This is a genomic window from Synechococcus sp. LA31 (assembly GCF_018502385.1).
Classification (GTDB): Bacteria; Cyanobacteriota; Cyanobacteriia; order PCC-6307; family Cyanobiaceae; genus Vulcanococcus.
Genome location: NZ_CP075523.1, coordinates 2,587,849 through 2,610,411, shown reverse-complemented (window position 1 = coordinate 2,610,411; position 22,563 = coordinate 2,587,849). Strand labels below are relative to the sequence as shown.

Here is a 22,563-nt window from a genome sequence, read left to right as displayed (position 1 = left end):
GCTTCAACCCAGGAGGCAACGACAACTCGCACCGGAAAGACAACAGCACCAAAGGGATGGGCAGGCGCACCAGAACTCTGGCGAGCGCTTTCAGGCTGCAGAGGGCTCGGATAAACCACAACCCGCTGCCAGGCCAATGAAACATCATACATTGTGAAGAGCTGGCCCAAACAGCGCACAGGCATTGCTGGTGCTCTGACGAGCCACCGCCTGCAGCGTTTCACCGCGCAGCAACGCCACCCGCTCGGCGACCGCCGCCACAAACGCCGGTTCGTTGCGTTTTCCCCGTCGCGGCACCGGCGCCAGAAACGGGCAATCGGTTTCCACCAAATAGCGCTCAGCAGGCACCAACTGGGCGCAGGCGTGGGTATCGGTGGCCTTGGGAAAGGTCACATTGCCACTGAAGCTGATGTACAGACCCAGCTCCAGAAAGCCCGCCATCTCCGCTGGAGTGCCACTCCAGCAATGCATCACCCCACGCGGACAAGCACCCCGACCAGCCCGCCCGCGCAGCTCAGTGAGCATGGCTTCGGCGGCATCGCGGCAGTGAATGATCACCGGCAGATTCAGCTCCACGGCCAGATCCAGCTGAGGGCGCAGCATTGCCAACTGCTCCTCCAGGTTCTTCACACGGAAAAGATCCAGGCCCAGTTCGCCGATCGCCACAACGCGGGAATCGGCTAAAGCGGCAGCGCGCAGTACGGCAGGCGTATCGCCCTGCCAGTGCTCCGGATCGAGCGGATGAACGCCCACGGCATAGCGGAGCTCAGGAAAGCGATCCGCCAAAGCCCGGATAGCAGGGATCTCCGAGGGCTCAACGCAAGCATGAAGGAGGCGGCCAACACCAGCATCGCGCCAGCGTTGAGCCACCTCCTCGAGGTCGTCATCGAAATTGCGAAAGACGATGTGGCAATGACTGTCGATTAACGGAGCCTCAAGGCTCTCCAACGCGACAGCCACAGCCATGGCATCAAGATTCAACGCTTCAGCCGAACCCTAGACGCGCACAGTGGTGCAATCAGGCCTTGGCAGCGGGCTCAACAGCCTGCTTCACCGCAGCGCTCAGGCGCGACTTCTGATGGGCACCGTTATTGCGATGCAGCACACCCACTTTCACAGCTTTGTCGATCTTGCTGACAGCCGCGTTGAGCGTGGTCTGCACGGAAGCCTTTGCGGCATCGCCGGGCTCCTGGCTGTAGGCGGCACAGGCGGCGAAGCAGCGCTTCATCAGAGTGCGCACAGCGGATTTGTAGCTGCGGTTGTGCAGACGGTTGCGCTCGGCAATCAGAACGCGCTTCTTCGACGACTTGTTATTGGCCACAGGCTGTACGGCGCTGGCTCAGCAAACAGAGACTCTACCCCTCAGCCCCACCGGCTCTAGCAAGGCTGACCACTAGCTTGACCGGAGAACGCCCGCTGTCATGAGCACGACTGCTGCCAGCGCCACCGCCGCCGCGCCTACCCCCGGCGACATCGCCCCACTGCAGATCGACGTGCTGCACGACGTTCAAGCGGCAGGCGAACGACTCGAGGCAATCGCTGAACGCACCGGCGGCAGCCAAAGCCGGGAGGCGGCACAGCGAGTGGACGCCATCATCGAGCAGGTGCGCCAGCAGGGTGATGTGGCTCTGATGGAGCTGACCGAACGCTTTGACGGTGTGCGGCCGGATCCTCTGCGCGTGCCGGCCGAGGATCTGGCCGCGGCCTGGCAGGCCACCGCCAAACCACTGCAGGAAGCCCTGCATTTGGCCCACCGCCGCATCGTGGATTTCCACCAGCGCCAGAAGCCGGCTGATCTGATGGTGACCGGCGTGCATGGTGAGCGTCTGGGCCGCCGCTGGCGGCCGGTAGAGCGTGCTGGCCTCTACGTGCCGGGCGGCCGGGCTAGCTACCCGAGCACTGTTCTGATGAATGCCGTTCCGGCCAAGGTGGCCGGAGTGCAGCGGTTGGTGATGGTCACCCCGCCCGGCCCCGATGGCCGCGTCAACCAGACCGTGCTCGCTGCCGCCCATTTGGCCGGGATCGAAGAGATCTACCGGGTGGGGGGAGCCCAGGCCGTCGCGGCCCTGGCCTATGGCACCGAATCCATCCCGCGGGTGGATGTGATCACCGGCCCCGGCAACCTTTATGTGACCCTCGCCAAAAAAGCCGTCTATGGCAGGGTCTCGATCGATTCACTGGCGGGCCCCAGCGAGGTGCTGGTGATCGCTGACCACAACGCCAACGCCGAACATGTGGCCGCCGATCTTTTGGCCCAGGCTGAGCACGACCCCCTCGCCGCCGCGATCCTGCTGACAACCAGCGCCGAGCTGGCGGCCGCTGTGCCGGCTGCCCTTGAAGAGCAGCTCGCCGGGCACCCCCGCGCTGCAATCACCCGCCAAGCCCTCAACGACTGGGGCCTGATCGTGGTGTGCGACAGCCTCGATCAAGCCGCCCGATTGAGCGATCGCTTCGCGCCGGAGCACCTTGAGCTGCAAGTAGAGCGACCCGAGCCCCTGGCGGATCAGATCCAGCACGCCGGCGCCATCTTTATGGGCGCCTGGACACCGGAAGCCGTGGGCGACTACCTGGCGGGCCCGAATCACACCCTGCCCACCTCAGGTACAGCCCGTTTTGCCGGCGCCCTCTGCGTGGAAACCTTCCTGCGCCACACGAGCCTGATTCAGTTCAACCGCCAGGCCCTGGAAGCCACCGGGCCGGCTGTGGGCACTCTCGCCGACAGCGAGGGGCTGCACAGCCACGCCGAATCAGTGCGCCTGCGGCTCAGCTGATGAGAGCCGAGGCACAGCTCAACGCTTCAGCAGGTCACGCACAGACGCAACGCCATCGTTGATCTCACCCACCAACACCTGGTCGGTGATGTTCACAAATAGGCCGTTCTCGAGCACACCGGGAAGGTTGTTGATCTCCTTCTCGAGGCCCACCGGATCGCCGATGCCGCCGGCGAATTTCACATCGAGCACCAGGTTGCCCTGATCGGTCACCACAGGACCGGCCTTCTTCACAGCCATGCGCAGCTGCGCATCTCCACCCATGGCAGCCAGTTGCCCCTGCACCTGTCGCCAGGCACCGGGCATCACCTCAACTGGCAGCAGGAAGCCCAGGTTGAGGGTATCCACCAGCTTGGTGGAATCCACCACCACCACAAATCGCTGAGCCCGCACAGCCACCAGCTTTTCCTGCACGTGGCATGCGCCCCCGCCCTTGATCAGCTGGAACGAGGGATCCACCTCATCGGCACCATCAATGGCCAGATCGATGCGATCCACCGCATTGAGGCTCTGCAGAGGAATGCCCAGCTCGGCCGCCAGCACCTCTCCCTGGAAGGAGGTGGTGACACCCACGATGTCGGTGAGCTCGCCGCTGTTGAGCTTGGCTCCGAGGGCTTTGATCATCAAGGCTGCCGTCGAGCCAGAGCCCAGACCCACGACCATGCCGCTTTGGATCTGCTCGGTGGCCGCTGCCGCCACCGCATGCTTCATCTGATCCTGCAGATCTGCCATCACGCCGTTCACTCTGGCCGGTGACCGTAGCTCAGGCGCTGGGAAGCGCCTCCGGCCGGATCGAGAGCTGCAGCTCCTGGTTGCCGCGCAACACTGTGAGCGGCAACAGTTCACCGACCGTGGAACCCTCCACCAAGCGCAGCAGGGTGCCGGGATCGAGCACGGTCTGATCGGCTGCGCCCACCACCAGATCACCGCGGCGAAGGCCGGCCTTCTCGGCCGGGCTCTCCGGCAGAACACGCTGCACAAGTGCGCCATCGCGCTCCGGCAGCTGCACCAACGCATTGGGATCGCTGTTGTTGTCACGGGCCAGGCGTGCATTGAGTGGCACCAGTTGCAACCCCAGATAGGGGTGCACCACTGATGCACCATTCCCCAACTGAGCCGCCACGCCTTTCGCCAGATTGATGGGGATGGCAAAGCCAAGGCCCGCGCCTGGCCCAGAGCGCACCAGGGTGTTGATGCCCACCACCTGGCCATCAGCGTTGATCAGCGGGCCGCCGGAGTTGCCCGGATTGATGGCGGCGTCGGTTTGGATCAGCTCGAGCCGTTTATCGGAAAAGCCGAGGCTGGTGATGCTGCGATGCAAGCTGCTCACGATGCCAAGGGTCACCGTGCGCTCCAGTCCGTAGGGCGTGCCAAGGGCGATCGCCCAGTCGCCCACCTCAAGGGCCTCGGAATCCCCCAGAGGAGCGGCTTTGAAGCCAGATCCACCAGGAATGCTCACCACCGCAAGGTCGGTGATCGAATCCGCGCCGAGCACCTGCCCCTCGAGCTCACGGCCATCGGCGAAGCTCACCTCTACTCGGCTTGCCCCATCCACCACATGCGCGTTGGTGAGCACCAGGCCCTTGCTGTCGATCACGATTCCTGAGCCCTGGCCCCGCTCGCGCGCATGGGGCATCTGATCGCCGAACAGCTCCCGCAGCAGCGGGTCGTTGAAAGAGGGATCGAGACCCACACGCGGCACGGTGCGCTCGGTATCGATGCGCACCACAGCCGGAGCCACCCGCTTCACCGCCGCGGACACAAAGCTGTGACCGGATGAGGAGCGATCCGCCCAGGCCGGCGCCGCTAGCCAGAGGCTCAACAGCAGCACCAGCGGCAGAGCGAGAAGGCGACGCACAAGGCCCAGGCGGTTGCGCCGCAGGCTAGGCAGGCTCATGGGGCGGCCAACGCAACAGCTCAGTGGTGATGCCCCCATCACGCCTCAGCTCAAGCAGACGCCCTCCGGGCCAATCGGCATGGCCAAGCGGACAGGGCTGCACAGCCTTGAAGGCAGCGAGCGTGGAGGGACAGGCCCAGAGCGGGAGCACACCTGCCCTGCCCTGCCAGTGCTGATGGACATGGCCAAACACCACCCCGCGCACCCAGGGAGCCGCCTGAAGGACTTCCAGCAACCGCTCGGGCTGTTGCAAGGCAATCGGATCCAGATCTGCGCTGCCGATGGGCAGCGGCGGGTGATGCAGGGCCACCAGCACAGGCCTACGGGCCGCCTCGAGCTGGTGCTGCAGCCAGTCCAGCTGCGCGGCATCGATCCAGCCCCCCACCGATCCGGGGCGATGGCTCTTGAGCAAGAGCAGCTGCCAGGCGCCCAGCGGCACCATGGACGGAGCGACCGAAGCCCAACGCCCCAGGGCAGCCCGCAGCAGCAACGGGTGGTCGTGATTTCCGGGCAGCAAGGCCACCGGCACGCCCCACTCCTCCAGCAACTCCCGCAGGCGCACATAGCCGCCAAAGCTTTCGTCCTGGCAGAGATCTCCGCTGATCAGCAGCCAGTCGGGGGGGCGCTCCAGCTGCGCGCAAGCCTGCTGCCAGCCATGGCGCAGCCCAGCCAGAGCCATCCGGCCGCGGCATCGGCCGGATGGGTCGGCCAGCAGATGGGGATCACTGAGCTGAAGAACGCGGATCAACAACCTGGTGCCGCAGCGATGGATCTAAGTTGCCTGCTCTGCGCATGGCTGGCATGGCTGCAATCCCTCCAGGCACCCGCCAACGCTGCTCCCTCTGCCAGGTGGAGATCCAGGGCATGGCGGGCGGCATCGACTTGGTGCACTTCAGCCAGGGCGGGCCCTCCACCCGCTCGAAGCTCTGGGCGCGTGTGTGCCAATACCTGCGCACGGATGAGCAGAAAGCCCAGTGCCTCAACCAAGACCCGACCCTGCGCGGCGAACAGAAGCCTGGTGATGCCTACATGGAGCCGCCTGCAGTCGACCTCAGTTCACTGGGCGGCTGAGGCAGCGCCAGAGAATCAGACCCTGATCCTCTAGGGTCAGTGCGTGCCCGGCGGGCACCCCTCACTGCTCGTCGGTTTTCGAACCAGCGACCAGTCAGGTTGCAGATCCCTGCAGGTGCCGGACGGGTCGCCCCGTCCCCCAACAGCGATCTGGCTTGCCTCATCCCCTCATTCCCGATCTAGAGCGCCTGGCCAGCCAGGCTGCCGCCGAAGCCGGGTTTCAGGTGTGTGGCGTGCAGCTGCTCACCCACCGCATTCCGATGACGTTGCAAGTGCAGCTGCGTCTGGCCGATGGCGGTGATGTGAACCTCGACAACTGCGCCAGCTTCAGTCGCCTGCTGGACGATGCGCTCGAAGCTGCGGGACTGATTGAGGAGGCTTATGTTCTGGAGATCAGCAGCCCAGGCATTGCTGAAACACTGAACGATGACCGTGACTTCCGCAGTTTTCGCGGATTTCCGGTCTGTGTTCGCTGCCGCGATGCCAAAACCGGGGCCGAGGCCGAACGGGAAGGCCTTCTGCTCGAGCGGACCGACGACAGCGTGCAGATCAATGTGCGCGGCCGCACGGTTCGCATCCCTCGCGCCGACGTGATTGCCGTGCGCCTGACCACCCCCACTGAGGGCTAACCCGCCCCTCCCCGACTCACCCGTTTCTCCCTCACCCCATGGCCCTGGTTCTGCTCCCCGGTCTGTCGAACCTGATCGAGGACATCAGCGAAGAGAAAAAGCTGCCCGCCCAGGTGGTGGAATCGGCCCTGCGCGAGGCGCTGCTCAAGGGCTACGAGCGGTATCGCCGCACGTTGTACCTGGGCATCAGCGAAGACCCCTTCGAGGAGGACTACTTCTCCAACTTCGATGTAGCCCTGGATCTCGATGAGGAGGGCTATCGGGTGCTCGCCTCCAAGATCATCGTGGAGGACGTGGAGAGCGAAGACCACCAGATCGCCCTGGCTGAGGTGATGCAGGTGGCCGAGGATGCTCAGGTGGGCGACACGGTGGTGCTCGATGTCACCCCGGAGAAAGAAGATTTCGGCCGAATGGCCGCCGCCACCACCAAACAGGTGCTGGCCCAGAAGCTGCGAGATCAGCAGCGCCGCATGATTCAGGAGGAGTTCGCGGATCTGGAGGATCCGGTGCTCACCGCCCGCGTGATCCGCTTCGAGCGCCAAAGCGTGATCATGGCCGTGAGCAGCGGCCTAGGTCGCCCCGAGGTAGAGGCCGAGCTACCCCGCCGTGATCAGCTCCCCAACGACAACTACCGGGCCAACGCCACCTTCAAGGTGTTCCTCAAGGAGGTGAGCGAGGTGCCCCGCCGCGGTCCTCAGCTGTTCGTGAGCCGCGCCAATGCCGGCCTGGTGGTGTACCTGTTTGAAAACGAGGTGCCCGAGATCCAGGAGGGTTCGGTGCGGATCGTGGCCGTGGCCCGCGAGGCCAATCCCCCCAGCCGCTCGGTGGGACCACGCACCAAGGTGGCCGTGGATTCTGTGGAGCGCGAAGTGGATCCGGTGGGTGCCTGCATCGGCGCCCGCGGCTCCCGCATCCAGCAGGTGGTCAACGAGCTGCGCGGCGAGAAGATCGACGTGATCCGCTGGTCACAAGATCCCGGCCAATACATCGCCAACTCCCTCAGCCCGGCGCGCGTGGAAGCTGTTCGTCTGGTGGACCCTGAAGGCCAGCACGCCCACGTGCTTGTGCCACCCGATCAGCTCAGCCTGGCCATCGGCCGCGAGGGCCAGAACGTGCGCCTGGCCGCACGCCTGACCGGCTGGAAGATCGACATCAAGAACAGCACCGAATACGACCAATCCTCCGAAGACGAGAAGGTCTCAGAGCTGATCGCCCAGCGCCAGGAGGAGGAAGCCCTGCAGGCCGAAGCCGAGGCGCGGCTGGAGGCCGAACAGGCCCTCCGCGCCGAGGAAGATGCGCGCCTGCGTGAGCTCTATCCCCTGCCGGAAGACGAGGAGGACTACAGCGCAGACGCTGGCTACAACGAGGCGGACTACGCGAACAGCGTGGCTGAAGAGGTCGCTGAGGAGAGCACTGAGGAGAGCAGCGAACAACCCGCCGCCGAGACGGTGGAGGCGGTATCGAACGACGACGAGGAAGGAGCCCGGTGAGTGAGCGCAGCGTCCTCAGGCGCTGCGTGACCTGCCGGCAGCTGCTCGATCGACAGCAGCTCTGGCGGGTCATTCGCCTGGCGGACGGAGGCCTCGCTCTCGATCAGGGCATGGGCCGGTCGGCCTACCTCTGCCCCAGCGAGAGCTGCCTTGAGGAAGCCAAACGCCGCAAGAAACTGCAGAAGGGCCTCCGTTGCCACGTTGCAGATTCCATCTACGCGGCATTGGAGCAGCGCCTGCACGCCACCTCATCCGCAGGCTCTGAGGCAAGATGAATGTTGGCCTCACCGTGTGTGGAGGCCCGGTGGCACCCGTTGGCACCGACCCTTTGGAGCACTGAATGACCAGCAGCGGCAAAGTCAGGATTTACGAGCTGTCCAAGGACTTGGGCCTTGAGAACAAGGACGTGCTCGATGCCGCCGAGAAGCTCGCGATCGCCGCGAAGAGCCATAGCAGCTCCATCAGCGACGACGAAGCAGCCCGCATCCGCAACCTGATTAAGAGTGGCGGCAATGGCTCCCAGGCAGCGAGCGCGCCCTCGCCTGCAGCTCCGCCGCAGAAGGCCATCCTCTCCGTGAAGAAAGCGCCCACAGCACCCGCCGCCAGCCCCGCGGCTCCCCAGGCACCCAAACCGGTCGCCAGCGCACCGGCGGCCCCGGCCAAACCTGCAGCAACCAAACCTGCAGCAGCCAAGCCGGTAGCAGCACCGTCACGCCCGGCTGCCCCCGCGGCTCCAGTGCCTCGTCCTGCAGCCCCAGCAGCCAAGGCAGCCAAGCCCGTGGCGCCCCCAGCGCGGCCTGCTGCTCCTTCAGCCCCTCCTGCACGCCCCGTGGCAGCCAAGCCGGCCGCGGGTGCACCAGCCCGCCCCAGCGCTCCGGCTCCTGCCCGGCCCGCCCCGGCGATTGTTTCCAAGACTCCCGCAGGTGCCCCGCCGGCCCGCAAGCCTGCTCCCCCAAGCGCTGCTGCGCCGGCACGTCCTGCAGCGCCGCCACCGCGGCCTGCAGCTGCACCCCAGCGTCCTGGCGCGCCAGCGCCCACCCGCCCCGGCGCCGGTGGCGGCAACAAGCCTCAGCTGGTGGGTCGCCCCCAAAGCGGTCAGGGGGGTGGTCGCCCCGCTCCTCCGTCCGGTCGTCCGTCCCTGAGCCAACGACCTGGCATGCCCACACGCCCCGGGGCCCCGGCCCCCGTGCGGGGCGCCAAGCCCGGCGCACCACCGGCACGGCCTCAGGTGGAACTGGTTGGCAAACCGATCCGCCGCGATGTGAGCGGTCCCAGCGGTGGCAACCGCCCCGCACCTCCCACAAGACCCGGCATGCCAGGCATGCGCAAGCCGGTGGCGCCTGGCGAGCTGATGCAGCTCCAAAAGCCCGGTGCACGCCCGGCTGCAGCACCGCCGCGCCGTCCGGGTGGGCCCGGCGCACCGGCAGCCGCCGGCGCTCCCGGCAGCACCGATGCTGCACGCCCAACGGCCACACCACCCTCGGCACCACGCCGTCCAAACTTCCGTGCTCCACAGCCTCCTGCCGGTGGGCGTCCCCGCCGTCCGGACTGGGATGACAGCGCCAAGCTGGAGGCACTGCGCAGCCGCTCTCCGCAGAAGCAGCGCCAGAAAGTTCACATCATTGGTGAAAACGACGATGCGCTGACGGCGGAAACCGGCGGTTACGCCGGCGGACAAGAAGCGATGGTGCTGCAGGCCTCCCTGGCCCGCCCAGCCAAACCGAAGAGCGCCACCCCCACCCACCGCAAGCCCACCGCGGTTACCCGCAAGCGCAAGAAAGAAACCACCCGTCAGCGCCAGCGCCGCCGCGCCATGGAGCTGCGCGCAGCCCGCGAGGCCAAGCAACAGCGTCCAGAAATGCTCGTGGTACCGGAGGGCAACCTCACGGTGCAAGAGCTGGCCGATCGCCTCGGCGTCGACAGCTCCGAGATCATTAAGAGCCTCTTCTTCAAGGGCATCATCGCCACCGTCACCCAGACCCTCGATCTCTCCGCGATCGAGACGGTGTCGGATGAGTTCGGCGTGCCGGTGCTCGAAGACGACGTGGAGGCCGCTGCCGCCAAGACAGTGGACATGATCGAGGAGAGCGACCTGGCTCACCTGATCCGCCGCCCACCCGTGGTGACCGTGATGGGCCACGTGGACCACGGCAAAACCAGCCTGCTGGACTCCATCCGCAAAACCCGGGTCACCGCCGGCGAGGCCGGAGGCATCACCCAGCACATCGGTGCCTACCAAGTGGCAGTGCCCCACGCTGGTGAGCAGCGCAAGATCACCTTCCTCGACACCCCGGGCCACGAAGCGTTTACCGCCATGCGTGCCCGAGGCACCAAGGTCACCGACGTGGCCGTGCTCGTGGTGGCCGCCGATGACGGCGTGCGCCCCCAGACCCTGGAAGCCATCAGCCACGCCCGCGCCGCCAAGGTGCCGATCGTGGTGGCGATCAACAAGATCGATAAGGAAGGCGCCTCAGCGGATCGGGTGAAGCAGGAGCTCTCCTCCCACGAACTCGTGGCCGAAGACTGGGGCGGCAACACCGTGATGGTGCCGGTGAGCGCCATCAAGGGCGAGAACATCGACAAGCTGCTCGAGATGATCCTGCTCGTCACCGAAGTGGAAGACCTGCAGGCCAACCCCGACCGCATGGCCAAGGGCACCGTGATCGAGGCCCATCTCGACAAGGCCAAGGGACCCGTCGCCACCCTGCTGATCCAGAACGGCACCCTGCACACCGGCGACGTCCTCGCCGCTGGCCCGATCCTGGGCAAGGTGCGCGCCATGGTCGACGACAACGGCAAGCGCGTCAAAGAAGCCGGCCCCTCCTACGCCGTTGAGGCTCTGGGCTTCAGCGAAGTGCCTACCGCCGGTGATGAGTTCGAGGTCTACCCCGACGAGAAATCGGCCCGCGCCGTGGTGGGCGATCGCGCCACCGAAGCCCGCGCCACCCGTCTGGCCCAGCAGATGGCCTCGCGCCGTGTGTCGCTGGCGTCGATGTCAGGCCAGGCCAGCGAAGGCGAACTCAAGGAGCTCAACTTGATCCTCAAGGCCGACGTGCAGGGATCGGTGGAAGCCATCCTGGGCTCGCTCGAGCAGCTGCCTCGAGAAGAGGTGCAGGTGCGGGTGCTGCTCTCGGCACCGGGCGAAGTCACCGAGACCGACGTGGACCTGGCGGCTGCATCCGGCGCTGTGATTGTTGGCTTCAACACTTCGATGGCACCGGGCGCCAAGCGCGCCGCTGATGCCACCGGCGTGGATGTGCGCGATTACGACGTGATCTACAAGCTGCTCGAAGACATCCAGATGGCCATGGAAGGCCTACTGGAACCCGAGCTGGTAGAGGAGGGCCTCGGCGAAGCCGAAGTGCGCGCGGTGTTCACCATCGGCAAGAGCGCCGTGGCTGGCTGCTACGTCACCAACGGCAAGCTGCAACGCAACTGCAAGGTGCGCGTCTGGCGTGGCAAGGAAAAGGTTTACGAGGGCGACCTCGACTCCCTGCGCCGCGGCAAAGACGACCAGAAGGAAGTGGCCACCGGCTTCGAGTGCGGCATCGGCTGTGATCGCTTCGCCAACTGGCAAGAAGGCGATCGCGTTGAGGCCTACAAACTGGTCACACAGCGCCGCACACTAAGCACCTGATCTGCAGCCGCACCCCGTGAATCCGGCAAGACGCGAACCCCTGCTGTGGCTCCAGCTCCTGGGGCTCGCCGCCTTGCCGCTCGAGGCGCTGCTCCTGCTGTTGGTTCTGGCAGGTGCCGACCCTGGCCCCTTCCCGGGATTTGAACGGGTGCTCGCCTGGGCCTTGGGGGCACTGGCACCGGCGGCCCTGTTCTGGAGGTTGCCACCCGATCTCTGGTCGCTGCTGCTCGCCCAAGTGCCCATGCGGGGCCGCCGGCCCGAACAGCTCCGCCTCAGCGCCCTGCAAGGGGCTCTGCCGCTCAAGCTCCTGGCGGTTGCTGGGGCGCCATTGCTTCTGCCAATGCTGTGGTGGGCCGACGCCAACGCAGGCTTGGCCTGGGCTTGGTCCCCCCTTTCCGCCAGCCCGCGCCTGGTGGTGCTGCTGGTGAGCGTGCCACTGCTGGCGCTGATGCTGTGGCAATGGCAGCAACTCATCCAGGCGGTGTGGATGCTCACCAGACCAGCGTTGTTGGTGGAGCAAACCCTGCCGCTCACCCAGGTTGATGCTGGCGAAACACGCCTCAATGCTGGACTTCCACTACTGCTCTTGCCGCCGCTCACGCTTGAAGTGCCGCCCACGCCGCAGGAAGCCCCCGCAGCAGAGATCGAACCTGAGCCAAGCCCAGAGCCGATTGCGAGCGACGAGAGCAGCGATATCAACGAAGCGTCAAACCTCCCACATGCAGATCTCGGGGATGTCGCCGTCGATCAACCCGATCCTGCCGAACCCGAGCAGGATGCCATCGATGTCCAGGGCGGGGATGCTGCTTCAGACACCACCGTCGTCGATGCTGGGGTTGCGATCACGCCAGAGCAATCCGCCGAAGAGCACAAGAGCTCCGACCTGGATTCCTAGATCGCTCAACGGCACGGCATCACCCGAAGAAGCACGTAGGGCCATGGTGGCGAGCCCCACAGCCGCAGAGGCTGTGAACGCGAGCCAGAGGGCGCGCCGCAAGCCACGCCATGGTGTTTTCGCCTCCTGAAGCAAGCGGGCTCGCAGCGCTGGATCAAGGGGCTCACGGGACTCTGGTGCCATGCAGTGAGCCCGATGGGCGCAACAGCCTGAATGCTAATTTGATGCGGCTGCCGGTGTAGCTCAGTGGTAGAGCAACTGATTCGTAATCAGTAGGTCGCAGGTTCAAATCCAGTCACCGGCTTTTTCAACAGAATTCATTGGCAAACAGCTTGTAAGCATTGAAAGCTGAGCCTTTCGTTTCGGTTGCGGCAGACCCCAATTCTCTCGATCAGCTGATTGAGAGCGAAGGCGTTGCTACAACACGAGCATCACCATCCGCTTCGAGCCATGAATCACAGCACGATGCAGATGCTGATGCGGGAGGCCCGCGAGGAAGCAGAACAAAGCTGGCAGGAGGGAGGTATTCCGATCGGTGCAGTGCTGGCTCAAGAAGACGGCACGATCGTGGCGCGTGGGCACAACCAGCGGGTGCAAATGGGCGATCCCACGAGCCATGGCGAAACCCAGTGCATCCGCAATGCGGGCCGGCGGCGCGACTGGCGCGAGCTCACGCTGGTAACCACCCTCTCCCCTTGCCCGATGTGTGCGGGGACAGCGGTGTTGCTTGGTTTTCGGCGCGTGCTGATCGGAGAACGGCACAGTTTCCAGGGCGCGGAAGCCTGGCTGCTCGAAGCCGGGATCGGTGTGAACTGCCTGGATGATCCATTGTGCGAGCAGCTGATGCAGCGGCTTCAACAGCAAAAACCTGAGCTGTGGGCTGAAGACATCGGCCTCTGAGCTGCACCACCGATGAACATCATTCTTCTGCGCGCAGACGACTGGCTCGACGCTGAACTGGCCATGGTGAGCGATCACCGCGCGACCCATATCCGCACGGTTCTCAAAGCGCAGGTGGGAGACGCACTCCACGTGGGCCTGCTGGGAGGAGAGTGCGGCACTGGGGTGATCGAAAGCTTGGACCTAAGCAGCGTGACGCTGCGGATTCAGCTTTCAGATCCGCCGCCACCGCGCCATCGCTTCGATTTGGTGATGGCCTTACCCCGGCCGAAGATGCTGCGCCGCATCCTGCGGCAGTGCGCAGAATTTGGCGTGGAGCATCTCCACTTGATCAACAGCGCCAGAGTGGAAAAGAGCTTTTGGCAGAGCCCACTGCTACGGCCGAGCAAGGTGGCGGAAGCCCTGCAAGCCGGGCTGGAGCGCTCCAGAGACACTCTTGCCCCGCAGGTTCATCTACACAAACGCTTTCGCCCATTCGTGGAAGACGAGCTGAGCAGCATCTGCGCCGGCCGCCCCTGTTGGATTGCGGAGATGGGGGCCACGCGATCGCTGGCAGACACACCAGCCGAGCGTGCCGTGGTGATGATCGGCCCGGAAGGCGGCTTTGTGCCCTTTGAGGTGCAGTTGGCGCTGTCGGTGATTGCAAACCCTGTGCACCTTGGCGTACGCACCTTGAGTGTGGATACAGCCCTCACCACCGTGCTGGCCCAGGCCTTGCCTCGCTGATCAACCAAGCCAACCAACAAAAAGCCCCCGCTTACGCGGGGGCCTTCCGATTCAACCAAGGTTGAATCTGATTGAGGTTCAACCTCAGCCGATGGCAGGTGCAGTCAGTGCCACGGGGGTGGCTTCTGCAGCAGCCAGGTCGAGGGGGAAGTTGTGAGCGTTGCGCTCGTGCATCACTTCCATACCCAGACCTGCACGGTTCAGCACGTCAGCCCAGGTGTTCAGAACACGGCCCTGGGAATCCAGGATGGACTGGTTGAAGTTGAAACCGTTCAGGTTGAAGGCCATCGTGCTCACGCCCAGGGCGGTGAACCAGATGCCGACCACAGGCCAGGCAGCCAGGAAGAAGTGCAGGCTGCGGCTGTTGTTGAAGGAGGCGTATTGGAAGATCAGGCGACCGAAGTAACCGTGGGCAGCCACGATGTTGTAGGTCTCTTCCTCTTGGCCGAACTTGTAGCCGTAGTTCTGGCTCTCGCTCTCGGTGGTTTCACGCACCAGGGAGGAGGTCACCAGCGAACCGTGCATGGCGGAGAACAGGGAGCCACCGAACACACCAGCCACACCAAGCATGTGGAAGGGGTGCATCAGGATGTTGTGCTCAGCCTGGAACACCAGCATGTAGTTGAAGGTGCCGGAGATACCCAGGGGCATGGCGTCCGAGAAGGAGCCCTGACCGAAGGGATACACCAGGAACACAGCAGAGGCAGCAGCCACGGGTGCGCTGTAAGCAACGCAGATCCAGGGGCGCATACCCAGGCGGTAGGAGAGTTCCCACTCACGACCCATGTAGGCGTAGATGCCGATGAGGAAGTGGAAAACAACCAGCTGGAAAGGACCGCCGTTGTACAGCCACTCGTCGAGGCTGGCGGCTTCCCAGATGGGATAGAAGTGAAGGCCGATGGCGTTGCTGCTGGGGATCACAGCGCCGGAGATGATGTTGTTGCCATACATCAGGCTGCCGGCCACAGGCTCACGGATGCCGTCGATGTCGACGGGGGGAGCTGCGATGAAAGCAACGATGAAGCAGATGGTGGCTGCCAGCAGGCAGGGGATCATCAGAACGCCGAACCAACCCACATAGAGGCGGTTGTCGGTGCTGGTGACCCACTCGCAGAACTGGTTCCACGCAGAAGCGCCTTGGCGCTGCTGGAGAGTGGTGGTCATGAGTACGGGATACGTAATGCTCAGCGGCAAGGCCCGAAATCGGACCCGCTGTCGAGCGGGAAGGAAGGACAGGGCGGTAACCCGTCCTGCCAAACTCCAATGTAACGGATGTTTGCGCCGTGTGACGCGCTCTTAAGGCTTGAACCCGGCAGCAGATCCACAGCAGTGCTGATCGGTGCCATCAGCCGCGGTGATGAGGCGCCTGGTTTTTCCTCCAGATCGCTGCTAGGAGTTGCCTCTCTTCATTCAGGGCCATGCGCCTTCCCGCTGTTTCCCTGGCTGCCGCGCTGCTGCTGGCGGGCTGCCAGAGCGGTCCATCCGCCGAGAGCGAGCGGCTGGATCGGGTTGAACTGCGCCTGCAGCAGCTGGAGCAACGGCAGGCCAGTCCCGGAGCCCGCAACACTGCCGATCAAGCCGGCAAACCTCCGGCGGGGCCAGTGAAGTCACTCACCTTCCGCATGGGCAGCGACGATGACCGCCTGCGGATCTACTGGGCCGACGGCACCAGCAGCGATCTGCCCTGCACCAAAGAACAGGGCACCTGGGCCTGCGGCTGAGCACTCAACACCACCACAACCATGAAACTCCTCTCTCCACTCGCCTGCTTGCTCCTCGGCTTCAGCAGTGTTGGGACCACCGCTTCCCTCGCGCAGGGCGTGGGAGCAAGCCTTGAGCGCATCGATCAACTGGAGCAGCAGGCACCTGCCCGGCAGCGCGCGATGAACCTGGCTCGCAACACCGCCATCACTCTCAATGGCGGACTGAGCGTCTATGTGCCCGCGGCCTGCATGTTCAGCTCCGGTGGCAGTGGTGGCAGTTGCCTGGTGGAAAACAACAGCGCGGGCTTTCTCTTTCGCTTCAACGGCGGCGCACCGGGCTGGCAGCAACTGGGCAAGCCCCCAAGCTTCACCACTGAGATCCTGATCAGTCCCGATGGCCGCACGGTGACTGAAGTTGTCTACAACGGCCCTGCCGTTTGAACCAGGCTGCCTAGGGCCTCTACCCAGCTGCGATCACAACTCCAACGCTCGCGCCGGCAGAGGCTTAGGGCGATCCCTTTTTCCCCATAGGCCGCCTCATTAATAAAGACTGGCCAACGGGCCTCTGAGCCCAACTCCAAGACCTCGGGCCTGTAGCGCTCCCCGGCCCCATCCAGCTGCCAGAACAGCGGATCACCCGGCTGCAGCGGCAGCCAGTCGCGGTGTTGTCGCTGGGGATGCAAAGCAGCCAATGGTGTGCCATCAGTGAGACGCGGTAGGTCGAGGCTGCCTTGATGCAAGTGAACCTGCAGGCCCTGGGGTAATCGAAGCCGCCCGGCCGCCGCGGCCGCCAGGGTGTCGCAAGCCGCTTCCAGGGCCAGCTGGGTCTGACGGCAGATCGTGGCGCTCACCAAACCCTGCGGCACCGGCCCCACCTCAACCACCAGGCCAGCCGGCCAACGCTCCACCAAAAAGCCGGTTTGGGCCGCATCGGCCTCATGCAGATAAACCGGCAAACCGAGCCGCGCCTGCATCCCCGCCGCCAGCGCCAGATCAGCCGGACGCCGCCCGTAGAGCACCAGGGAGTTCCCCATGGCACTGGTGGTGCTGTGCAGATCCAGTGCCACCGTGCAGGGCTGGCGGCCCTCAGGCCCGAACGCTGCCAGCAGCGTTCGGGCTCGCTGAATTTCCAGCTCGGTGCGGGAGGAATCGGCCAGCAGCTCGGCAGCAAAGGAGCGGTTCAGATCCCGCTCGATGTAACGGCGATTAGCGACGAAAGCCTCGGGATTGCCGATCTCCAGCTGCAGATCAAGGCCTGCTCGATCCAACAGCTGCGGTTGGCGGCGCCACTGCTCCATCAGCCAAGGGGCATTGCGCTCATTGCCATGGGTGGCTGCTACCACCAGCACGCGTGCCTGGCCCATCGCTGGATGCCTCTTGCTCACTGCGTCAGCCTGGCAGTGATGCAGCGATGAGGGCGATGGCGATTCCCCCGGCCGTGGTGGCAGCGGCGCGCGCCAGCTGGCACTGGCAATGGCAGCGGCTGATGGGAGGCCTGGGCCCCGCCGATGCCAACGGCAACTACACCCGACCCAAGGCTGCCTTTACCGCCCTGCCTCCCCTCCCGACCGACGCTGCCCAGCCGTCTCAACACGTGTTAATCGTGGGTCGCAGCTGCCCTTGGGCCCATCGGGCCTGGCTGGTGTGGACCCTCCGCCAGCTGCAGGACTCCATCGAACTGCTGGTGGTGGAGCCGGATCCCGAAGCAGGACGCTGGCGCTTCCAAACGCCCTTTCTGGGCTGCAGCACCCTGCAAGACCTCTACCGCCGCTCAGGGGCCGCAACGCAGCAGCGGGCAACGGTACCGGTGCTCGTGCATCGCCCCAGCGCTCAGGTGGTGTTAAGCGAGAGCGCTCGGCTAATCGAGCTGCTCAACCAGTGGCCCGCGCCTGATGGGAGCGTGGATCTGGCGCCACCTGAGCGCATCAGGACCATCCAGCCCTGGCGTGATCTGTTTCAAGGCGCCGTCAACGACGGGGTGTATCGCTGCGGCTTTGCCCGCAACCAAAACGCCTACGACCGGGCTGAAACCGCCTTGTTTGCGGCCCTCGATCAAGCCGAAGCAGCGTTGCAGGGTGCGGGTGCACAGTCCTGGCTCGCGGGGGGCGACGTGAGCCTGGCGGATGTGCAGCTCTTCCCCACACTGATCCGGCTGGAGCTGGTTTATGCGCCGTTGTTCGGCGTCTCGCGCCGGCCGCTGTGGCAATTCCCGGCGTTGTGGCGCTGGCGCCAGCGCTTTTTCGCTCTGCCTGGCGTTGCTGCCACCTGCTGCGATCAGGCCTGGCGGCAGGATTATTTCGGGGCGCTTTTTCCCTTGCACCCATCAGGGATCGTGCCGGCGGGGCCCGCGCTAGCCACACTGGTGCAGGGGCAGGTGCAGGGATGACCAACTTTGAAGGGGCGTACGGGCCGTACAGCATCACGGCCGATGACGAACGAGAGGTGTTCAGCTACAGGCTGGCGTTGTTCACCGCAGCGCTGGCCCAGGTAGGGCTGCTGCTGCAGTGGCGCCAACTCGGCGGGGCCTCGCTCTGGCCCTGGCTGCCTCCCCTGCTAATCGGGGTGGGCTTGGCCCTGCGCTGGATCCACATCTATCTGCGGCCACTGCACCGAGCCCTCCAACTGCTCTGGCTGGTGGGCTGCCTGGGCTTCGCAGCGCTGGCCTTCAACGCGGGGCCCAACGGCATGGCCGAGGCCATAGCCAACAATCCCCGCTGGATCTGGGCGATCGGGCCCTTTTTCGCAGCACTTGCCGGGATCGGCTTCAAGGAATTCTTTTGCTTCCGCAGGCCGGAAGCCATCGGGGTGACACTGCTGTTGCCCCTGGCTCTACTGGGCAGCCTCATGGGGCTACTGCCAACGGCAGTGAGCGGCAGCTTGATGGGGCTTGAAGCAGCGCTGCTACTAGTGCTCACCCTGCGCAAGTTCCCGATGCCGGCAGCGGCGGATGTGGGCGACAAGAGCGTGTTTGCTTATCTGGACGCTCAGCGGCAGCAGCCCGGTTCGTGAGTTTGATCAGCCTGGTGGATGTCCGCAAGGACTACGGCATTCGCACCCTCTTTGATGGCCTCAGCCTGCATGTGGGCGAGCGGGAGCGTCTCGGGCTGATCGGCCCCAATGGAGCTGGCAAGTCAACCTTGATGCGGGTGCTGGCTGGGCTAGAGCCGCCCGGGTCAGGCGAACGGCGCGTGCTGCCCCAGGCCCGCATTGTGTTGGTGAGCCAGGAGCCGGAGATGGATCCGGAGCGCAGTGTGCTCGAGCAGGTGTTCGCCGAAAGCGGCGAAAAGATGCAGCTGCTGCGGCGGTACACCGCCGTGAGCGACGCCCTCGCCCTCGCCCACGCCAAGGGCGACGACGACACGGCCCTGCTGGCGGAGTTGGGCGATCTCAACGCTCGGATGGATCAGAGCCAAGCCTGGGATCTGGAGCAGCAGATCCGTGAAGTGCTGCAGCGGCTCGGCATCGGCGACACCAAGCGCCGCGTGGGTGATCTCTCCGGGGGTTACCGCAAACGCCTGGCGCTAGCGGCGGCTTTGGTGGCGGATCCGGATGTGCTGCTGCTCGATGAACCCACCAACCACCTCGATGCCGACTGCATCCAGTGGCTGCAGGGTTACCTGCAACGCTTCCGCGGCGCCCTGGTGCTGATCACCCATGACCGCTATGTGCTGGATCAGGTGACGAACCGGATCGTGGAAGTCGACCGGGGCGAGGCCCGCAGCTACAGCGGCAACTACGCCTACTACCTGGCTCGCAAGGCGGAAGAGGATGCCTCCGAAGCAGCGAGCGAAGCCAAGCTGCGCAACGTGTTGCGCCGGGAATTGGAATGGCTCAAGCGCGGCCCGAAAGCACGTAGCACCAAACAGAAGGCCCGTATCCAGCGGATCGAGGCCATGCAAGAGCAACCCAAGCGGCAGGCCAAAGGTCAGCTGAGCCTGGCCACCAATCAACGACGCCTGGGCAAGCGCGCCATCGAAGCCGACGGGCTCTCGGTGTGGGCCACCGATGCCCACCAGGCCAGCGGTGCCGACCCGTTGCTCAGGGAGTTCAGCTACGACTTCAGCCCGGAAGATCGGGTGGGAATCATTGGCCCCAACGGTTCCGGGAAATCCACCTTGCTCGATCTGATCGCCGGGCGACGCACGGCCCAGGCCGGCAGGATCGAGCTGGGCAGCACGGTGAAACTCGCCTACTTCGATCAACACAGCCACAACGTGCTCGAAAGCACCGATGCGGCCGGCCGTCAGCGCAAGGTGATCGATGTTGTGAAAGAGGCAGCCAGCACAGTGGAACTGGAAGGCTCCAGCCTCAGTGCATCCCAGCTGCTGGAGCGCTTCCTGTTCCCTCCGGCGCAGCAACACCAGCCAGTGAGCAAGCTCTCCGGCGGCGAGCGGCGGCGGCTGCACCTCTGCCGGCTGCTGATCGAAGCCCCCAATGTGCTGCTGCTGGATGAGCCCACCAACGACCTCGACGTACAGACCCTCACCGTGCTGGAAGACTTCCTCGAAGACTTCCGAGGCTGTGTCGTGGTGGTGTCCCACGACCGCTACTTCCTCGATCGCACCGTGGATCGGCTGTTCTGCTTCGAGCGGAGCAGGCTGCAACGTTTTGAAGGCAACTACAGCAGCTATCTCGAGCGGCAGCAGACCCTGAGCAGCACAACAAGCGGCGGCTCAGCCACCACCGCCGCCCCCACGGCCGAACCGCCCCCAGCCGCCGCGGCCCCAACCAAGAACCGCCGCCGCAGCTTCAAAGAATCCCGTGAACTGGAGAAGCTCGATGCAGAGCTGCCGCGCTGGGAGAAACAGCGGGGCGCTCTAGAAGCCCAGCTAGCTGCTGGCGGCAGCGATTACGCCGCCCTGGAAGCCCTGAGCGGCGAACTCTCCGAACTCCTGGAGCGCATCGTCCGCGGCGAGGAGCGCTGGCTGGAGCTCAGCGAACTGGCGGGTTGAGCGCACTGCTGCGGCGCCGGCGCAGCTGATGGGGGAGCTCCGGCGTCGCAGGCCGGCAGGAGGCAGGCCGGGCGCTGAGTTCACAGCGGGGGGGGCGACTGGGTTCGGCACCGAGCCAGGGTTGGCGGCGCAGACAGCCCGTGCGCTGCTCTTCGTCTTGAAGGGCAGTTGGTTTGTAGTCGTCAACGCCGCGCTGCAGGGCCATCTCATCGCCCATGCGGCGGAGGTAGAGATCTAGCGACCACTGCACCTGGTGGTGTTCAAAAGCTTCACAGGCCGCCTGGAGCGAAGGGAACCGCTGGCTAACCAGGCCGCTCGGAGCACACTGCTTCCACTCGAGCACCTCTTCAAAGGTCAGGCCGGATCGCCATTGGCGTTGCTCGGAGAGGTAGCAGTGATGCTCCGGACCATTGATCCAATAGAGACGGCTCTGATCGTCGATGAAATGGCGATCGCGGCGTTGGCGGATGCGTGTCATGGCCCCAGGAGCCTTGTGATCCTTCCCTAGCAAAACCACACTGATGGCGCCGCGGAGCACACCAACAGGCCGAAATCAGAAGCCCACCACAAAGCGCGACCGGCATGGCGCATAGCCCGTATGGTGTGCGGGACGTCGAGCGGCCTGAACAATCCGGCCTCCTCCATGACCACGATCGACGACCACATCGCCAAGGACAAAACCGAGATCGAAGCGGCGCGCGCTGCCGGCGATCAGGGCAAGGTTCGCCACCTCGAAGAAGAGGTGAAGAGCCTTGAGGAATACAAGACGCATCACCCTGAGGAGAAGAAAGACCCCTCTCCGCTCGAGGTGTTCTGCGACCTCAATCCCGACGCGCCTGAGTGCCTCGTCTACGACGACTGAGTCGTTCCCCAGTGGCACGCACCTGGAACGAGCCTCAGATCCCGAGCTCCTTCCAGGTTGCAGCCAGCAATGTGTCGAGATTGTGTGACGTGGCGGCGGAAATCGCCATCACAGGTTGGCCGCAGTGGTCGCTGACCTGTTTGACCCGCTCTTCCAGTTCGTCGTCGAGCAGCAGCTCTGTTTTGTTGAGCGCCACCAGGCATGGCCGCTCATCAAGCCCATTGCCATAGGCGGCGAGCTCCTGCTCGACCACCTGCAGGTCACGCACCACATCCTCCGAGCTCGCATCCACGAGGTGGATCAGCAGGCGCGTTCGCTGGATGTGGCGCAAGAAATCATGGCCCAGCCCAGCCCCCTGGGCGGCACCGGCAATCAGCCCGGGAATGTCGGCAAACACGGTGCCATCGCCCGTGGGACGGCGCACCACGCCGAGGTTGGGCACCAAGGTGGTGAAGGGGTAGTCGGCAATCTTTGGCCGGGCCGCTGAGAGAACGGAGATCAGTGTGCTCTTGCCGGCATTAGGCAAGCCGATAATCCCCACCTCGGCCAGCAGCTTGAGCTCAAGCTGCAGATTCCACTCCTCGCCATCGCGGCCCTCGGTGAACTTCTCAGGAGCGCGATTGCGGTTGCTCAGGTAATGGGCATTGCCAAGGCCGGCCCGGCCGCCCACCGCCACCAACAGCTTCTCGCCCGGTTCGGTGAGATCGCCCAGCAGGATGCCCGTGCGCAGATCACGCACCTCGGTGCCGCAGGGCACCTTGATCGTGAGCCCATCGCCGCTGGCCCCAGTGCTCTTGTTTGGGCCGCCGCGACGGCCATCCACAGCTTCAAACAGGCGCTTGTATTTGAAGTCGAGCAAGGTCTGGAGGTTGGGATCGGCCTCCAGCCACACGTCGCCACCACGACCGCCATCGCCGCCGGAAGGGCCGCCGGCCGGCACATATTTCTCCCGGCGGAAGGCCGCAATGCCGTCGCCGCCGCGGCCAGCCCGCACCGCAATGCGGGCCTGATCAATGAACTGCATTTGACC

The 22,563-nt window shown here is 64.9% G+C and carries 25 protein-coding genes and 1 tRNA gene; 16 read left to right on the top strand and 10 right to left on the bottom strand.

The window, feature by feature from the left end; genetic code table 11:
* Positions 1–144: 144 nt before the first annotated feature.
* Together KJJ24_RS14120 and rpsT are read right to left on the bottom strand one after the other, a co-directional pair.
* On the bottom strand, positions 145–966 hold the full coding sequence (locus tag KJJ24_RS14120) for a TatD family hydrolase (protein WP_214339670.1): 822 nt from the start codon (positions 964–966) through the stop codon (positions 145–147).
* 52 nt (positions 967–1,018) lie between these two features.
* The gene (gene rpsT, locus KJJ24_RS14115) at positions 1,019–1,321 is read right to left on the bottom strand and encodes a 30S ribosomal protein S20 (protein ID WP_214339669.1); all 303 of its coding nucleotides are present in this window, start codon (positions 1,319–1,321) and stop codon (positions 1,019–1,021) included.
* Between the two features lie 100 nt (positions 1,322–1,421).
* Between rpsT and hisD the strand changes: the two genes are divergently transcribed.
* Positions 1,422–2,771, top strand: a complete 1,350-nt coding sequence (gene hisD / locus KJJ24_RS14110; RefSeq protein ID WP_214339668.1) for a histidinol dehydrogenase — start codon at positions 1,422–1,424, stop codon at positions 2,769–2,771.
* An 18-nt stretch (positions 2,772–2,789) separates the two neighbouring features.
* Here the strand turns inward: hisD and rpiA are convergent, their stop codons facing one another.
* Genes rpiA through KJJ24_RS14095 form a run of 3 tightly spaced genes read right to left on the bottom strand, consistent with a single transcriptional unit; the run spans position 2,790 to position 5,413 of the window.
* The gene (rpiA, locus tag KJJ24_RS14105) at positions 2,790–3,503 is read right to left on the bottom strand and encodes a ribose-5-phosphate isomerase RpiA (RefSeq protein WP_214339666.1); all 714 of its coding nucleotides are present in this window, start codon (positions 3,501–3,503) and stop codon (positions 2,790–2,792) included.
* A 31-nt stretch (positions 3,504–3,534) separates the two neighbouring features.
* Positions 3,535–4,668: a trypsin-like peptidase domain-containing protein gene (locus KJJ24_RS14100; RefSeq protein ID WP_250544802.1), complete on the bottom strand. Its 1,134-nt coding sequence runs from the start codon at positions 4,666–4,668 to the stop codon at positions 3,535–3,537.
* The gene (locus KJJ24_RS14095; RefSeq protein WP_214343746.1) at positions 4,655–5,413 is read right to left on the bottom strand and encodes a metallophosphoesterase; all 759 of its coding nucleotides are present in this window, start codon (positions 5,411–5,413) and stop codon (positions 4,655–4,657) included. The genes KJJ24_RS14100 and KJJ24_RS14095 overlap by 14 nt, the downstream gene beginning before the upstream one ends.
* A gap of 56 nt (positions 5,414–5,469) precedes the next feature.
* On the opposite strand from KJJ24_RS14095, the gene KJJ24_RS14090 reads away from it, so the two are divergent.
* The 6 genes from KJJ24_RS14090 (at position 5,470) to KJJ24_RS14065 (ending at position 12,390) form a co-directional block, all read left to right on the top strand.
* On the top strand, positions 5,470–5,739 hold the full coding sequence (locus KJJ24_RS14090) for a hypothetical protein (protein ID WP_214343744.1): 270 nt from the start codon (positions 5,470–5,472) through the stop codon (positions 5,737–5,739).
* Positions 5,740–5,894: 155 nt separating this feature from the next.
* On the top strand, positions 5,895–6,368 hold the full coding sequence (gene rimP, locus KJJ24_RS14085; protein WP_214339664.1) for a ribosome maturation factor RimP: 474 nt from the start codon (positions 5,895–5,897) through the stop codon (positions 6,366–6,368).
* A 38-nt stretch (positions 6,369–6,406) separates the two neighbouring features.
* The gene (nusA, locus tag KJJ24_RS14080) at positions 6,407–7,858 is read left to right on the top strand and encodes a transcription termination factor NusA (RefSeq protein ID WP_214339663.1); all 1,452 of its coding nucleotides are present in this window, start codon (positions 6,407–6,409) and stop codon (positions 7,856–7,858) included.
* The gene (locus KJJ24_RS14075) at positions 7,855–8,133 is read left to right on the top strand and encodes a YlxR family protein (protein WP_214339661.1); all 279 of its coding nucleotides are present in this window, start codon (positions 7,855–7,857) and stop codon (positions 8,131–8,133) included. The genes nusA and KJJ24_RS14075 overlap by 4 nt, the downstream gene beginning before the upstream one ends.
* A gap of 65 nt (positions 8,134–8,198) precedes the next feature.
* On the top strand, positions 8,199–11,495 hold the full coding sequence (infB, locus tag KJJ24_RS14070) for a translation initiation factor IF-2 (protein WP_214339659.1): 3,297 nt from the start codon (positions 8,199–8,201) through the stop codon (positions 11,493–11,495).
* A 16-nt stretch (positions 11,496–11,511) separates the two neighbouring features.
* On the top strand, positions 11,512–12,390 hold the full coding sequence (locus tag KJJ24_RS14065; protein WP_214339657.1) for a low-complexity tail membrane protein: 879 nt from the start codon (positions 11,512–11,514) through the stop codon (positions 12,388–12,390).
* On the opposite strand, the gene KJJ24_RS14060 is transcribed toward KJJ24_RS14065, so the two are convergent.
* Positions 12,304–12,573 (bottom strand): DUF3493 domain-containing protein, encoded by a 270-nt coding sequence (locus KJJ24_RS14060; protein ID WP_214339655.1) that lies wholly within the window; start codon positions 12,571–12,573, stop codon positions 12,304–12,306. The two genes, KJJ24_RS14065 and KJJ24_RS14060, sit on opposite strands and share 87 nt — an antisense overlap.
* Positions 12,574–12,622: 49 nt before the next feature.
* Here KJJ24_RS14060 and KJJ24_RS14055 point away from each other — a divergent pair.
* The 3 genes from KJJ24_RS14055 to KJJ24_RS14045 all read left to right on the top strand — a co-directional run bounded on the left by KJJ24_RS14055 (position 12,623) and on the right by KJJ24_RS14045 (position 14,016).
* A tRNA-Thr gene (locus tag KJJ24_RS14055) sits at positions 12,623–12,694 on the top strand.
* 146 nt (positions 12,695–12,840) lie between these two features.
* Positions 12,841–13,290 carry a nucleoside deaminase gene (locus KJJ24_RS14050; RefSeq protein WP_250544801.1) on the top strand — a complete coding sequence of 150 codons (450 nt, stop codon included), beginning with the start codon at positions 12,841–12,843 and terminating at the stop codon, positions 13,288–13,290.
* 12 nt (positions 13,291–13,302) lie between these two features.
* Positions 13,303–14,016, top strand: coding sequence for a 16S rRNA (uracil(1498)-N(3))-methyltransferase (locus KJJ24_RS14045; RefSeq protein WP_214339653.1), 714 nt, complete (start codon positions 13,303–13,305; stop codon positions 14,014–14,016).
* A gap of 84 nt (positions 14,017–14,100) precedes the next feature.
* On the opposite strand, the gene psbA is transcribed toward KJJ24_RS14045, so the two are convergent.
* A complete protein-coding gene (psbA, locus tag KJJ24_RS14040; RefSeq protein WP_214338452.1) occupies positions 14,101–15,180 on the bottom strand; it encodes a photosystem II q(b) protein in 1,080 nt (359 codons plus the stop codon).
* Positions 15,181–15,434: 254 nt separating this feature from the next.
* Between psbA and KJJ24_RS14035 the strand changes: the two genes are divergently transcribed.
* On the top strand, positions 15,435–15,737 hold the full coding sequence (locus KJJ24_RS14035; RefSeq protein ID WP_214339651.1) for a hypothetical protein: 303 nt from the start codon (positions 15,435–15,437) through the stop codon (positions 15,735–15,737).
* Positions 15,738–15,758: 21 nt separating this feature from the next.
* Positions 15,759–16,160 (top strand): hypothetical protein, encoded by a 402-nt coding sequence (locus tag KJJ24_RS14030; RefSeq protein WP_214339649.1) that lies wholly within the window; start codon positions 15,759–15,761, stop codon positions 16,158–16,160.
* On the opposite strand, the gene KJJ24_RS14025 is transcribed toward KJJ24_RS14030, so the two are convergent.
* On the bottom strand, positions 16,139–17,083 hold the full coding sequence (locus KJJ24_RS14025; protein WP_214339647.1) for an aspartoacylase: 945 nt from the start codon (positions 17,081–17,083) through the stop codon (positions 16,139–16,141). The two genes, KJJ24_RS14030 and KJJ24_RS14025, sit on opposite strands and share 22 nt — an antisense overlap.
* Before the next feature lie 56 nt (positions 17,084–17,139).
* Here KJJ24_RS14025 and KJJ24_RS14020 point away from each other — a divergent pair, with 56 nt between their 5' ends.
* The 3 genes from KJJ24_RS14020 to KJJ24_RS14010 are packed head-to-tail and all read left to right on the top strand — an operon-like array spanning position 17,140 to position 20,671.
* Positions 17,140–18,105, top strand: a complete 966-nt coding sequence (locus KJJ24_RS14020) for a glutathione S-transferase C-terminal domain-containing protein (RefSeq protein ID WP_214339645.1) — start codon at positions 17,140–17,142, stop codon at positions 18,103–18,105.
* Positions 18,102–18,728: a DUF2301 domain-containing membrane protein gene (locus KJJ24_RS14015; RefSeq protein ID WP_214339643.1), complete on the top strand. Its 627-nt coding sequence runs from the start codon at positions 18,102–18,104 to the stop codon at positions 18,726–18,728. The genes KJJ24_RS14020 and KJJ24_RS14015 overlap by 4 nt, the downstream gene beginning before the upstream one ends.
* Positions 18,725–20,671: an ABC-F family ATP-binding cassette domain-containing protein gene (locus KJJ24_RS14010; RefSeq protein WP_214339641.1), complete on the top strand. Its 1,947-nt coding sequence runs from the start codon at positions 18,725–18,727 to the stop codon at positions 20,669–20,671. The genes KJJ24_RS14015 and KJJ24_RS14010 overlap by 4 nt, the downstream gene beginning before the upstream one ends.
* Here the strand turns inward: KJJ24_RS14010 and KJJ24_RS14005 are convergent.
* Positions 20,652–21,149: a hypothetical protein gene (locus tag KJJ24_RS14005; RefSeq protein ID WP_214339639.1), complete on the bottom strand. Its 498-nt coding sequence runs from the start codon at positions 21,147–21,149 to the stop codon at positions 20,652–20,654. The genes KJJ24_RS14010 and KJJ24_RS14005 overlap by 20 nt on opposite strands.
* Positions 21,150–21,314: 165 nt before the next feature.
* Between KJJ24_RS14005 and KJJ24_RS14000 the strand changes: the two genes are divergently transcribed.
* Positions 21,315–21,533, top strand: coding sequence for a Calvin cycle protein CP12 (locus tag KJJ24_RS14000; RefSeq protein ID WP_214339637.1), 219 nt, complete (start codon positions 21,315–21,317; stop codon positions 21,531–21,533).
* A gap of 34 nt (positions 21,534–21,567) precedes the next feature.
* On the opposite strand, the gene cgtA is transcribed toward KJJ24_RS14000, so the two are convergent.
* Positions 21,568–22,557, bottom strand: a complete 990-nt coding sequence (cgtA, locus tag KJJ24_RS13995) for an Obg family GTPase CgtA (RefSeq protein WP_214339635.1) — start codon at positions 22,555–22,557, stop codon at positions 21,568–21,570.
* Positions 22,558–22,563 lie beyond the last annotated feature (6 nt).